A 12,862-nucleotide genomic window follows, 5' to 3' on the forward strand; every position below is an offset into this window, starting at 1 on the left:
TGACAGCAATTTCCTTCCTCATTACTGACGACGTTCGATTCCGCCTCCATTGACATCAATTGACTACTCACATAACTTGGACAGCAATGCATTGATCTCGCAATCCATTACACAATGACCACGCCGCTCCCATGAGCAGGCAGGCATCGGCCAGCGATCGAAATCGCAAATCCATTCATTCGGGTCAGCCATGGGAGGAATGCGAATGTCCAATTCGCCAGAGTATCTGTTTCCGCTTCCGGGATTGGTCGGCTCGATCTACAAGGTCGGTGCCGACCAGTGGACCGCCATCAACGACCAGGCCGCCGCAGTGGTCGAGGCGCAATCGATCAAGCAATTGATCACTCGCTACATTCCCAACTATCCGACGCTGCTGCCTGCCTGCATTGCGTGGCGTGCGCAGACCTATCAGGGCTTGATCGAGCAGGCGGTTTTGGTGGGCACCTTCGCTGCCAGCGTGCCCGAGGTGCTGTCAAAAATTCAGCAGGATGTCGCCAACATGGCTGACGACGACGCCCTGCCGTCGAGCCAACAGTTTCTCTGGCGCGTGCAATTCGATTCACTCGCTCATCACGCTGGCATGGTGTTGACCAGCGTCTCGGCGCTGACGCCCGCGGTGACCACCTTCGTCACTGAAAACCAGACCGCTGATGTAGCCCTCGATCAAATCGCCAGTTCGCTGCCGGTCGGCTGGCAGTCGATTGCCGGGCCCCTCGTAGATCTCAGCAGCGGCTTTGCTGCACTTGACGGCGGATGGAACAGCATCGCCACGCAATTGCAGGGGCTGGCGACCGGTCAAGCGAACTTTACGACGGCCGGCCAGGTTCGCGCCGCGCTCGCGGCCGCCCTGCCAGCCTGGGCGGCACTCGAGCAGAGCGCCGTCGCCTTTGACCAGCATGCAACCAGCTCGACCTGAGGAGCAGGAATGAATAGCTCTTGCAATTTCGCCGACGCATTCGCAGCCGCGAGTCCCGGCCCGGTCCTCAGCTGCAACCTCTTTCCACTCAACGGCATTGGCCCGCTGCGCGTCACCTACAACTGGCTCTACTCCGCAGTCAATGCCGACCCGAACGATTCCTCGGCGTTCACCTGGGTGATCAACAAGGTGGGTTCTGGAGGCCAGGTCAGTCTGTCTCCGGAGGCCCCCTTTCGCGGCATGACGCTATACGCGAGCGTCCGCCCCGATTACCAGTACAGGGTCCAGGTGCAGGCTCCCTTCTCCGCGGATTGGATCACGGCCGTCGGTAGCGACGAGATATTGACGCTGATCCCACAAGGCTTCCTCATCATTTCTCTGCAGGGCCTCAATGGGTGCTATCTCTGCGCTGACGCATCGCAGACTTCCCACGACGACCACAGCGGCTTTCTCTTCTCCAGCGCTTCCGGCTCCATCGCTCCGGCGGCGAGCTTTCTGGTCCTCGCCACCCAGGTGCACCAGGATCTGGACATTCCGCTCGGGAGGGACCTCGATAAGGCCGATCTCGTCGCGTGTTTGAGCGCCCAAGGTGTCGTCAATCCAGAGGCGTTTGCCCAACACGCTCTCTCGTCCATCGGCTGACTGCTGCTTTTCCTCGGCACAAGCCGCCATTCAACGCTACCAGGAGACCATTCATGTCATCGAACCCGCCCAATGCCAATGCTTTCCTCCAACCGCCGGCGTCTCTTTTGATCCCGGTCACCGATCCCCAGACCGGCAAAAGCGACTACGCCTTTCCGCTGCAGACCAGTGCCTGGCTCAAGATGCAGGCGGTCGTGAAAACGGCCATCGCGTTCCCGCTCACCAGCGACGATTTCACCAACCTGTACGGTGATTTCAGCGACGAGGCGGCGGTGACGCAGGCCGTGGGCATCCTCGGACAAATCCAGAAGACTGCCAGCCAATATGGCGACCCGCAGACGCTGATCAGCCAGCTCTCCGCCTTCCAGCAATCCAATACGCCGCCTGAGTCGATTTACGGCCATGCGGTCTGGCTCGCGGCGCAGACGATCACCAATGCGCAGCAGATCGTCTCGCTGCTCACCGAGGGCCTCAACGACATCGGCACGGAGACCGATCCGAAGCAGCGCATTGCAGACTTGACGGCATTGCTCACAGGCGATGGGGGTATCTCCACTTACGCAGACTCGTTGAACCGCGCGATTGGCGTCTTCCAAACCAAGACTTCCACCTTCTACACCACCCTGAACGGTCAGTTGACCGGACCTACGAATTCCCTTCAGGTCTATCTCAAGCAGGAGAACAACGTTTACAGCGACGCGCAGGGTGACGTCACCACGGATCAAGGCCAGATCGACAGCCTGAATTCCACCATCAACGACCTCAACAAGGAGTACATCGGGTTCACGGTCGCCGCGAGCGTGTCACCAGCGCTAATCCTGATTCCATTTTTCGGGCCTCTGATCGCCGTGGCGGACGCCGTCACCTTCGGAGTGCTCGCCGCCAAGGTGAAGAAGCAAATCGACGACCTGAAGAACCAGCTCGCCGGCGTCGAGGCGGACGAACAGAAAAAGACGGCGCTGGTCACCCAGCTGGGCGGATTCAACCTGGCGGTCGGCGACGTCGAGGCGGACGGTCAAGACTTCCTCGATGCCATCGCCACGATGGCCTCCGGCTGGGGCGAATTCCAGTCGCAGATCAACCTGCGACTGAGCAGCCTCACCGTGGAGGACGTGCAGGACTGGAGCGCCTTCATGGACAAGATCAACTTCAAGGCGGCTGTGGATGGTTGGACTCTGATCGCCTCGAAGGCGGAGACCTTCTACCAGTCGGGCTTCGTGAAGTTCACCAACCCGAGCAGCAGCTACTGAATCAGCGACGCCGGACGTCTCCGGCACGAATGGGAGCAGACACATGTCGAATTGGCAACCGGACTGGAAGACCCTCAATGCCGTCGCTGCGGCCTTTCTGCAATCAACGCCACTCGCGGCGACGATCGAGTCGGTCACCCCGCCCGGTAGCCATGCCGCGACGGGACTGCAACTCGAGCTGGGCGCCATCGTGAGCGCACTCGGGGGCGCCACCCCGACCACGGGGACACTGATCATCGCCGTGGACACCTTGACCGTGCCCGCGGAGACGACTGTGATCGCAGTGGCCGGGGTGGAGATCGTGGCCCGATGCGTCCAGGTCGTCGGCAGTGGCGCGGCGACCTTGAACGTCACCGGGGCCGGCGCGTCCCTGCAGATCACGTCCGCCGAGATCGCGGGCAGTTTGTCAGTGGCGCTTGGGACCAATGCGGCCGTGCCATTCATGCTCGACTCCCTGGCGTCGCCGCAGATCCTCACGCTCGACGCTTCGTCACCGGATGTGGTGGAGGTGACGACGGACAGCGTCAGGGTCGCCGACGTCATGCATGCGCCATGGAGCCAGCTGTCGCTGCAACTCACGAGTGCCATCGCCGGTGTCGTCGCCGACCAGCCGGGCGCCGACGCTCTGGCACTCGCGGAATCCATGCTTCGCTGGGTCAGCGCGAACGGCCGCGCGCTGCTGGGCAACCGGGCCAGCTTCCCAGGCCTGGACTACAACGACATCGCGTCGATGCTGGCCGCTGCCTCGGCACTGCTCACGGCGACGCAGGCGGCTGCCTCTGGCGCGATCTACGTGCCGGTGCTTTCCGCCGACCTCTATCAATCGCAGGTCGGAGGACTGCTGAGCATTGCCCAGATCTACGACAGCAAGATCAGTGCATTGCAGAGCCAGCAGGGCATCGATCATGAAATCGCAGCCCTCGCCACCACGCTGGGCAACATCAACCAGCAGGCCGCCGGACCGCTGGTCGCCACGCTGCAGAACCTGGCTGGCGAAACGGCGATGCTCGAGACCCAGCTCACCGAGGCCGCGCTCCAGCTCTCACAGGTCGCCGACACCCTGAAGCAGCTGCAAACGGCGCTGACCCAGGCGATCAACGACCAGTTCCAGCAGGAACTGGTGTCCACCGCCGTCGAGACCCTGTTCACCCTCGCGACGCTCTACGTCGGCGCTGCGGCTGCCGTGCTCGGCGACCCCGAGGTGGTGGCGGGCAAGTTCTCGGCCGTCTTGAAGGCTGCGCTCGACGTCACCAAGAGCTTGATCGAGGCCGCGAAAGATCCGCTGACCAGCGTCATCGCCTACGGCCTCGACGCCGCCGGCCAGACGCCGTCGGACACGACTTCGTCGGCCGCCCGGGCCGGTGGCCAAGTACTGGCAGCCTCGGTCGCCAGCTTCGGCGAGGCGGCCAACACCTTGTGGGCGGTGGTCGGCGTGGCGATTGCCAATGCGCCTGCGACGATCGAGTATTCGCCGGATTTCCTTGCCAAGCTGGAGGCAGCGCCCGATCTCAGCGGCTTCACCACGGGCGGCGTGGATCCCGTCACCTACTGGAACGCCGTCGTCGTGCAGACGCAAGCGGCCGTGCAGCCCCACCTGGACCTGCCCGAGGCGACGGCCTACCTGGCGGCAGTCAAACTGGCTGCTACTTACGGTGGCGCGATCGGCGACCTGCAGATGAAGTTGCTGGATCTCTACACCCAGGGCATCTCGACCTTCGCCCGGCTGCAGGCGGTCTATCAGGCCCAGGCGCAGTGGGCCAGCTTGCAGAATGCGCTCGCACAGCAGGAGCAGCAGCAGCAGGCGGCCATCGGGCTTCTGCAGCGCGGTTACCTGAACGTGAAGCGGGCGCTGGTCACGGCGGTGGGCAACTACCGCGCCGCCTTCCGCTACCAGTGGATGCAGGACTCCGACATCCAGGTCGATGTCAGCATGAACTATCTGATGCTCGCGCAGCAGGCGCAGCGCTCGATCGACAGCCTGGTCAAGGTGTTGTCCGGCACGCCCAGCGGGCCGCTGCGGCCGCGCCAGGATTTTCGCGGCATCACCTATACCGTCACGCGCAGCGGTGCCGAGTTGTTCTCCGAAGTGGACGGCCAGGGCCAGGCGCAATGGTCGATCGCCGCTGGCGACCCGGCCCTCGCGAGCCAGCTGGGCGGCAACACGGCGATCTATCTGGACGAGGTCACCTTCGTGCTCGAAGGCGCCAAGCAGAGCAGTGAGGTCGAGCTGGAGATCGCCACCTCGGGCCGCCACGAAAGCATGATCGGGACAGACGCCCAGCGCTTTGTTTCGCAAGCGGTTTCGATGAACAACTTCTACGTCCCCAGAACGCCCCCCTCCTTCATCAGCAGCTGGAAGTTCGCAGACGCTGCGGCTTACATGATGCCCACCCCCTACACCAACTGGACATTGACTGTGAAGCAGGGCAACTGGCACGGCGTGACCGCGATCTCGATGACGCTGTCGGGCAAGTATCTGCAGAATCCGAAAAGTGGGCCGTCCGAACGCTGAAGCAGCGGGTCACCCCGAGGCGGATGGCCTCACCCGACCTCCACCCAGCTCTCGTGCAACGATGGCGCGGTGGAGGGCTTAGCCCCCCGGGGCGCTTCGACGGTGTCGAAGAACCTGCAAAGCAGGCGCTGCCTCCGCTTTTTGACGCGTGCTGGCTGGGCAGAGCGGCGCCGCGTTGTAAGCCGGCTCGGGCCCGCTGCGCCGGGCCTCAAGCGCGTGCCAACATCGCCCGCCAGAGCGTGCCACTGATGTCCTTGGCGCCGACCAGCCCGGCGCGGATCAGATAGGCGGTCAGCAGGCCGCGGGCCAGTTCCTCCTCGGCCGGCGGACACACGATCCGGTAGCAACGACCGGAACTGGTCCACGCCAGCCGCTGGTGGAGATCGAACTTCACCAGCGCGGAGGTCACCCGTACCGCGCCAGTGGTCAAGGCGCTGGCGATGTGAACCTTGCGCGTCTTCGTCCGGAAGGCGCGCCAGGGGCCGAGCACAACAGGCTCGTTGTCCGGGTTCGCGGTGGGATCGTGGTCGGTGGCGGGCATGGAGGAGCTGACGCGGGGAGGCGTTCAAGGCGCGTCAGTCTAGCCAGACGGATCTTGATTTTGACCCTCTTTACGAACGGTCACGCTTGCCCCGACATGCGTTGCGACAAGGCCGTTTTATCAGGGTTTCTTCCAAGATTGGGGCGCCTGATCCCTCAGGGGGATGGGCCCCCGCACCCTCCCCCATCAGCTCCCTCCGCAGTGGAATTGGACGCCTGCGGCCTCATCGCCAGACTGCTGACACGTCGCTCAACTTCGTCAGCCGTCTATGTCCCTCTCCGTCACTCACAGCCGCTCCCTCACCGGGCTCACTGCCGCCGCAGTGGACGTTGAAGTCCATCTTGCCAATGGCCTCCCCAGCTTCACCCTCGTTGGCCTCGCCGACACCGAAGTCAAGGAATCCCGCGAACGCGTCCGCGCCGCGCTGCACAGCAGCGGGCTCGAGTTCCCCTCCAACAAACGCATCACAGTCAATCTCTCGCCAGCGGATCTGCCCAAGGAGGGCGCGCGCTTTGACCTGCCCATTGCGCTGGGTCTCCTGGCCGCGAGCGGACAAGTCGATGCCCAGCGACTGCCCCACATGGAATGTGCGGGTGAGTTGGCGCTGTCCGGTGAGCTGCGGCCTGTGCGCGGGGCGCTGGCGATGGCCCTGGCGCTGCGGGCCAGCGGACTGGCGCGTGAAATGCTGCTCCCGCGCGGCAGCGCCGCAGAGGCCGCCTTGATGCAGGGCCTTGTGGTGCGTGAGGCCGCGCACCTGCTGGAAATCGTCCAGGCCCTGCAACCCAACAGCGAGTCCCATCTGACACGTGTGCTGGTCACGCCGCCGCTGCCGACGCTGGAGGTGCATGACCTGCGCGATGTCAAAGGCCAGGCCGGGCCCAAGCGCGCGCTCGAAGTGGCGGCCGCGGGTGGGCTCGGACTGCTGCTGGTCGGCCCTCCCGGCACTGGCAAGTCCATGCTCGCCCGACGCCTTCCGGGGCTGCTGCCGCCTTTGGACGACACCGAAGCCCTCGCCTCTGCCGCCGTGCTCAGCATCAACGGCCAGTTCAAGCCGGAGCAGTGGGGACAGCGCCCTTTCAGATCCCCCCACCACAGCGCATCGGCTGCCGCCTTGATCGGCGGCGGATCACCGCCTCGCCCCGGTGAGATCACCCTCGCCCATCACGGGGTGCTGTTCCTCGATGAGCTTCCAGAATTCCAGCGTCTGGCGCTTGAAGCGCTGCGGGAGCCGCTGGAGACGGGCCGCATTCACATCGCGCGCTCGTGCCACCAGGCGGAATTCCCGGCGCAGTTCCAGCTGATTGCCGCGATGAACCCCTGCCCCTGTGGCCACCTCGGTCATCCGACCAAGGAATGCCGCTGCACGCCCGAGCAGATCGACCGCTACCAAGGCCGCATCTCCGGCCCCTTGCTGGACCGCATCGACCTGATGGTGGAAGTTCCGATGCTGCCGCCAAGGGTGCTGGCCGCCGCGCCTGAAGGAGAGACCAGCGGCACGGTCGCCGAACGAGTGGCTGCTGCCCGCGAGGCAGCTGTGCTGCGGCAAGGCTGCATCAATGCGCAGCTGCCGTCGAACCAGCTGGATGAGCATCTGCACCTCGCGCCCGAGGCGGAGGCACTGCTGCACAAGGCTGCCGCACGCCTGGCGTGGTCAGGCCGCAGCTACCACCGGGTGCTTCGCATGGCCCGGACGGTGGCTGACCTGGCCGCAAGTGCCGAGGTGCTGCCGGTGCATGTCTCAGAGTCCATTCAATGGCGCAGGGCATTGCCAGGGCGTGAATGATGTCTTGAGCAACTGCCCCGCTTGCGCCACCTCTCCAATGGCGACGGATCGTTCGCGAATCTTGCTAGGGAGCATCGTCCTCGTCCCTGTCAAACCGTGCACGCACTCTTCCATGGTCGGCATGCCAGCGCTTTCCACCCGTATCGCCAGGCCCAGCGCGCGCAGGACCGAGAACAGCGAAGACACGGTGACGTCCTCGCCGGCTTCGAGCCGGTAGACCACCTCGCGCACGTTGCCGGAGCGCTCAGCCAGTTCCTTCTTGGACAGCCCAAGGGCTTCGCGTCAGGCTTTGATGATCCGCCCCAGATCATCTGGGAGTCGAGCCATGTCAGTCATAACTTGCAAATCCCACGATTTTTGCCCTCCATGCCAGTTTTAACTGGCACGGGATCCCCGCAACCCGACGCCCGTTCAGAACAGCGCGTTCAACATCGCCTTGCCCGGCGACGTGGACTGCAAGTGCACCGGCGGCATTCGGCGAGGCGCTTCGACTGCGGTAGCCACCGACCCGTCCCACTCACTACCCGCGGGCCCATCCGGTCGATCGATCTCCACCGTCATTTCCAGGCCCTGCCCGGTATTGCGCGCCCTCAGCTGCCAGCGATGCGCCATCGCGATCTCGCGGCAGATGGAAAGGCCCAACCCGGCCCCCTCCTCCCGCCGCTCCGGCCCCCGCCAAAAGCGCTCGAACAGGCGGGGCAGCGACTCCTGCGGCACGCCGCGGCCTTCATCCCGCACTGCAAATCCGTCGGTCGTCACCACCAGCATCACCACCCCGCCCGTCGGGCTGTGCTGAATGGCGTTCTCCAGCAGGTTCTTCAGCAGCGTGAACAGCGCCCCCCTGTCGGCCTGCCATGGGCGCAGCCCTTCCGCCACGCGCAGCCCCAGCAGCACGCTGCGACGTTCGGCCACACGCCCCATGTAGTCGAACACCTCCTGCACGGTGCCCCTCGGGTCCATGGCCTCCATGCGGTAGTTCTGCGGTTCGCTCACCTCTGCCAGCATCAGCAGCTGCTGCACCTGCCGCGCCATGCGGTCCACATCCTCCAGCAGGTAGCGCCGGTGCTCTTCATCCGGGCCCAGTTCCACCTGCGCGCGGATCAACGCCAGCGGCGTCTTGAGCTCATGCGCGGCGCTGGAGAGAAACTCCTGCTGCGTCCGGAAGCCTTGCTGCAGTCGCTCCAGCGTCTGGTTGAAGGCCTGCACCAGCGGCTGGATCTCCCGGGGATGCGCATCGGCGGACAAGCGCTGGTCCAGTGTCCGTGGCGTGATGCGCCGCGCCTCCGCCGATGCGGCACGCAGCGGCTGCAAGGCCTTGCGCAAGGTCAGATGCACCGTGAGGAAGAAGATCAGTATGAACACCACGCAGCTGCCCACCACGCCCTTCATCAGGGCCGGCGTTCCGAAGGTGGACCGCATGCGCAACACCATGCGGTCGCTGATGGCCATCTGGAGCCACCACCGGCCCACTGCGTGCGGGATGGGCGTTGTGGCGCCATGCATGGCCACGCCGTCCCGCGCCAGCGTGAACGCCCGGCGGGCGCTGTCGAACGCGGCGCCGTCCGGTACCAGCGCGTCCTCTGCGCCGTCGCGATCCGAGCTGTAGGCCACCCGCCCCTGCGCATCCACGACGCGCAGCGTCGCTTCCTCCGAGAGGCTGTTGAACAGCCAGGGCTCGATGTGACGGTCGTCAAAACCCACGGGCCGCCCTTGCGCATCCAGACGCACATGCTGCGCCACCTCGGCCGCCCAATGCTGCACACCCGCATCCAACAGATGTTGGCTGAACGGCTTGGCCAGCAAAGCCAGCACCAGTGCCAGCAAGGCCATGCTCAGCAGCAAGCCGCCGACAAACATGCCCATCAGCCGTGCCCGCAGGCTACAGGGGCGGATCATCTTCCCGAAGCGCATAACCCTGGTTCCTGATGTTGACGATCTGCAGGCGCGACCCAATGCCCAGCAGCTTGCGCCGCAGTCGGTGCAGAGCTACGTCCAGCGCATTGGGTGTCACCGCCTCCGACAGCCCCCAGGCCGCCGCCTCCAGCGTGCCGCGCCTCACGGTCCGGCCCTCCTGCCTCACGAGGGACAGCAGAATCTGCTGCTCGCTGGGCGACAGGCTGATCGACTCCTCACCACATCCCAGTCGCCCCTCTTCCATCTGCAGATGGATGTCCGCAAAGGCCGGCCGGTCGGGCTGCAACGCCGCTGGCCGCCGCAGCAGCGCACGAACCCGGGCCACCAGTTCCTCCATCGGGAAGGGCTTGGTCAGGTAATCATCGGCGCCGGAGTCCAGACCCTCCACCCGGTCATGCAATGCGTCCCGGGCGGTCAGCATCAGGCAGGGGATGGCGGTGCCTGCGGCCCGGAGGCGGCGCACCAGGTTCAGGCCGTCGCCGTCCGGCAGTCCACGGTCCACCACCAGTGCGCCGTAGTCGATGGCCTGCAGGCCGCGCCAGGCCGCTTCCAGCGTCGGAAAAACATCCGTCGGGATGCCGGCGGCCTGCAGGCTCTGGCGGACCAGTTCCGCCAGGCGGGCATGGTCCTCGACCAGGGCAATGCGGTTCATGCGCCGCGGGTCAGAAGCGGTAGAGATAGCCCACCGACACACGCGGCAGGTTGCTGCGTTCAACGATCGGGCTGTTGGTGGCTTCCTTGGGCAGATGGGTCAGCCCCAGGTCCACGAAGATGACATGCTGGCGCTGGATGGCGTAGTCCATGCGCATTCCCACCTCCAGCGCCACGCCGGCATCGCCTTCATAAGCCGGACGGCCGGGCAGCGCTTCGCCGGCACGGACGCCGTAGTAGTAATCCACCCATTTGCGGTCCATCCAGGCGGCACCCAGGCGAGGCGTGAGACTCGCCGCGCCCATCTGGAAGCGGCGGTCCACCTGCACTTGCAGACGCTGGCCCTTGCTGTGGCTGGACAGGTCGCTGGTCCATTCAAGACCCAGGTTGGCCAACGGTGTCTGCCAGCCCAGGCCGACGCCCCCCATGAAGCCGCCCTTGCGCTCGGCCATGCCCGACAGGGCCGGCGAGTCGCTGCTCTTGTAGCCCTCAAGCGCGTACTTGAGCAACAGACCGCCGGTCACGCGCTGCGTGGGCGACAGCGAGTAGTTCAACAGCTTGCCTTCCACCGTGGTCCCCGCAACGCGGACATAGCGGTTCTCGTAAAACAGCAGCGGCAGCGCATTGACCTTGCGGTCGGCGTCCAGATAGGCACGCTCGCGAACGCCAACACCGATGCCCAGCGCCCATTGAGACGTACCACCGGCCAGTCCTTCCGAGGCGGACGGCGAGGCCACCTGCGATTGGGCGCAGACGGCAGGGGACACGATAGACAGCAGCCCGGCCGTCACGGCGGCCGCCAGCGTGCCCGCGGTACCGAGCATCGGGCTGCGTTCAGTCCGGGAAGCGGAGGGCAACCCCTCGGCGGACGAGGCGCCTGGAGCCCCTGTGGCGCCTTGGAGGAGGGCACTGTTGATGCGGTTGTGGTTCTTCATGGATAAAGGTGTGTGAGGGTGATCGAAGGAGAGGAGACGTGGTTCGGGCGCGATGTTGTGGCCCTGCGTCTTACCGCCGACTTACCAGCAACGGGGACCAGCAACGGTAATGCCCACCGAGGTGTGAGTGCGTGGACTTGCTCAATACGCCAGATGGCGGCCGCTGGATCAATCGGCCGGCCTCAATCACGACTCAAACACGCCGCCCATGGACGCAAAGCCCTTCACTTCGATCGGATTGCCTGATGGATCCAGGAAGAACATGGTCGCCTGCTCTCCGGGTTGCCCGGCGAAACGGATCTGGGGCTTGAGCACGAAATCCAGGCCCTGGGCCTCCAGCCGGTCCGCCAGCTCGCGCCAGGCCGGCATCGGCAGCACGAGCCCCAGGTGAGGCATCGGCACCAGATGATCGCCCACGCGGCCGGTGTTGGTGGTCTTGAAAGGCTCGCCCAGGTGCAGCGAAATCTGGTGGCCGAAGAAGTCGAAGTCTACCCAGGTGTCGGTGCTGCGGCCTTCGGTGCATCCCAGCAGGCCGCCGTAGAAGGCCCGCGAGGCGTCCAGGTCGCGCACGTGATAGGCCAGATGGAACAAGGCGGGGACTTGCATGAGCGCTCCAGGGAAAGAGGGTCGGTGCACCACTGGTCGATGGGACACAGACCGCGACGGGTCACCTCGCGGTGAATGGGAGCATCGTAGCCAAAGCGGCGCACTTGGACGTTCGTCAGGGCCACAGGGTCTGACCCACCGCGGCGCCATGAAAAAACCCCGCGTGCCTGCGCATCGCGGGGTGGGTGGGGACCACGCACCGTGGCCCCTCGAGGAGCTTTTCGCGAAGGGTCGTCTTGCGACCCTGCGACTTACTGGCGCACCAACTGGCCGTTGCTGACGCGCACCACGTCGCCGCTGCGCACGTCCGGCTGATGGCTGTATTCCATCGTGCGCACGGTCTGATCGGCGTTGCGCATCTTCACCACCCAGACAGTGGAAGTGCGGGTGCGCTTTTCGATTTCGTTACCGGCAAAACCACCGGCCACGGCACCACCCACGGTCGCGACCTTGCGACCCGTGCCGCCGCCCAGCTGGTTGCCCAGCAGACCGCCGACCACTGCACCGCCGACGGCGCCGATGCCGGTGCCCTTGCCTTCACGGCTTTCCTGATGCACCGACAGCACGGTGGCGCATTCCGAGCACAGACGGGACTGTTCCTGGGCCACGGCGTTGTTGTTGCCGTTGCCGGCGTAGCCGCCGTTGTCGCCGGTGTTGCCGTTGCTGCCGCTGTTGGAGCGTTGCTGCTGATTGCTCTTCGGGGCCACGGTCTCATTGGCGGCCAGCTTGGCGCTCTTGGCTTCCTCGGCGGCATTGGCACCGGTGGTCACGGCCGGCGTGTCGGCGGCCTGCGGCGCGGCGGCACGATGGCTGCCGGCCATGTAGGCAGCGGCCACCAGCACTGCGGCACCGGCAGCGCCGGCGATCATTTTCATGTTGCTACTCATCGCCATGGTTCACCTCTTATGGTTGTTCCCCAGGAAGCTTGCGCTCCCGTTTTCCGGGTATGAGCGAAGGATGCCACGCTGTTACAGACCGGGCGGATTCCAGATCGTCGGCTTTGTAATGGCCTGAAACCGGTCTGGGAACCTCCGCCTGAGTCCCCGGCATTTGGTGTGCCTGCGGGGCGTCTGGCATCTTTCACAAACAGGAAACGCGGCGCCCTCGCCCTC

General features: G+C 65.1%; 12 protein-coding genes. 5 read left to right on the top strand and 7 right to left on the bottom strand.

Annotated features, from left to right (window positions below; translation table 11 throughout):
• The first annotated feature begins 205 nt into the window (after positions 1 to 205).
• The 4 genes from DES44_RS17860 to DES44_RS17875 all read left to right on the top strand — a co-directional run bounded on the left by DES44_RS17860 (position 206) and on the right by DES44_RS17875 (position 5,320).
• Positions 206 to 916, top strand: coding sequence for a hypothetical protein (locus DES44_RS17860; RefSeq protein WP_058933444.1), 711 nt, complete (start codon positions 206 to 208; stop codon positions 914 to 916).
• Between the two features lie 9 nt (positions 917 to 925).
• A complete protein-coding gene (locus DES44_RS17865) occupies positions 926 to 1,558 on the top strand; it encodes a hypothetical protein (RefSeq protein ID WP_058933443.1) in 633 nt (210 codons plus the stop codon).
• Between the two features lie 107 nt (positions 1,559 to 1,665).
• Complete coding sequence (locus DES44_RS17870; protein ID WP_116001696.1) at positions 1,666 to 2,808, top strand: hypothetical protein; 1,143 nt, start codon at positions 1,666 to 1,668, stop codon at positions 2,806 to 2,808.
• A gap of 43 nt (positions 2,809 to 2,851) precedes the next feature.
• Positions 2,852 to 5,320, top strand: a complete 2,469-nt coding sequence (locus DES44_RS17875) for a hypothetical protein (protein WP_058933441.1) — start codon at positions 2,852 to 2,854, stop codon at positions 5,318 to 5,320.
• Positions 5,321 to 5,528: 208 nt separating this feature from the next.
• On the opposite strand, the gene DES44_RS17880 is transcribed toward DES44_RS17875, so the two are convergent.
• Positions 5,529 to 5,861, bottom strand: a complete 333-nt coding sequence (locus DES44_RS17880; RefSeq protein WP_058933440.1) for a hypothetical protein — start codon at positions 5,859 to 5,861, stop codon at positions 5,529 to 5,531.
• A 268-nt stretch (positions 5,862 to 6,129) separates the two neighbouring features.
• Between DES44_RS17880 and DES44_RS17885 the strand changes: the two genes are divergently transcribed.
• Positions 6,130 to 7,644: a YifB family Mg chelatase-like AAA ATPase gene (locus DES44_RS17885; protein ID WP_058933439.1), complete on the top strand. Its 1,515-nt coding sequence runs from the start codon at positions 6,130 to 6,132 to the stop codon at positions 7,642 to 7,644.
• Here the strand turns inward: DES44_RS17885 and DES44_RS25675 are convergent.
• The 6 genes from DES44_RS25675 to DES44_RS26015 all read right to left on the bottom strand — a co-directional run bounded on the left by DES44_RS25675 (position 7,600) and on the right by DES44_RS26015 (position 12,625).
• Positions 7,600 to 7,875, bottom strand: a complete 276-nt coding sequence (locus tag DES44_RS25675) for a hypothetical protein (protein WP_310732373.1) — start codon at positions 7,873 to 7,875, stop codon at positions 7,600 to 7,602. The genes DES44_RS17885 and DES44_RS25675 overlap by 45 nt on opposite strands.
• A gap of 180 nt (positions 7,876 to 8,055) precedes the next feature.
• A complete protein-coding gene (locus DES44_RS17895; protein WP_170156694.1) occupies positions 8,056 to 9,540 on the bottom strand; it encodes a sensor histidine kinase in 1,485 nt (494 codons plus the stop codon).
• Positions 9,524 to 10,210 (bottom strand): response regulator transcription factor, encoded by a 687-nt coding sequence (locus tag DES44_RS17900; RefSeq protein WP_058933437.1) that lies wholly within the window; start codon positions 10,208 to 10,210, stop codon positions 9,524 to 9,526. Before DES44_RS17900 ends, DES44_RS17895 begins: the two co-directional genes overlap by 17 nt.
• Before the next feature lie 10 nt (positions 10,211 to 10,220).
• Positions 10,221 to 11,033, bottom strand: coding sequence for a MipA/OmpV family protein (locus DES44_RS17905; protein WP_058933436.1), 813 nt, complete (start codon positions 11,031 to 11,033; stop codon positions 10,221 to 10,223).
• 297 nt (positions 11,034 to 11,330) lie between these two features.
• Positions 11,331 to 11,750, bottom strand: a complete 420-nt coding sequence (locus DES44_RS17910) for a VOC family protein (RefSeq protein ID WP_058933435.1) — start codon at positions 11,748 to 11,750, stop codon at positions 11,331 to 11,333.
• A 251-nt stretch (positions 11,751 to 12,001) separates the two neighbouring features.
• Positions 12,002 to 12,625 carry a glycine zipper 2TM domain-containing protein gene (locus DES44_RS26015; RefSeq protein ID WP_058933434.1) on the bottom strand — a complete coding sequence of 208 codons (624 nt, stop codon included), beginning with the start codon at positions 12,623 to 12,625 and terminating at the stop codon, positions 12,002 to 12,004.
• Positions 12,626 to 12,862: the final 237 nt, after the last annotated feature.

The sequence above is a fragment of the Roseateles depolymerans genome (genome assembly GCF_003387155.1).
Lineage (GTDB): Bacteria > Pseudomonadota > Gammaproteobacteria > Burkholderiales > Burkholderiaceae_C > Roseateles > Roseateles depolymerans.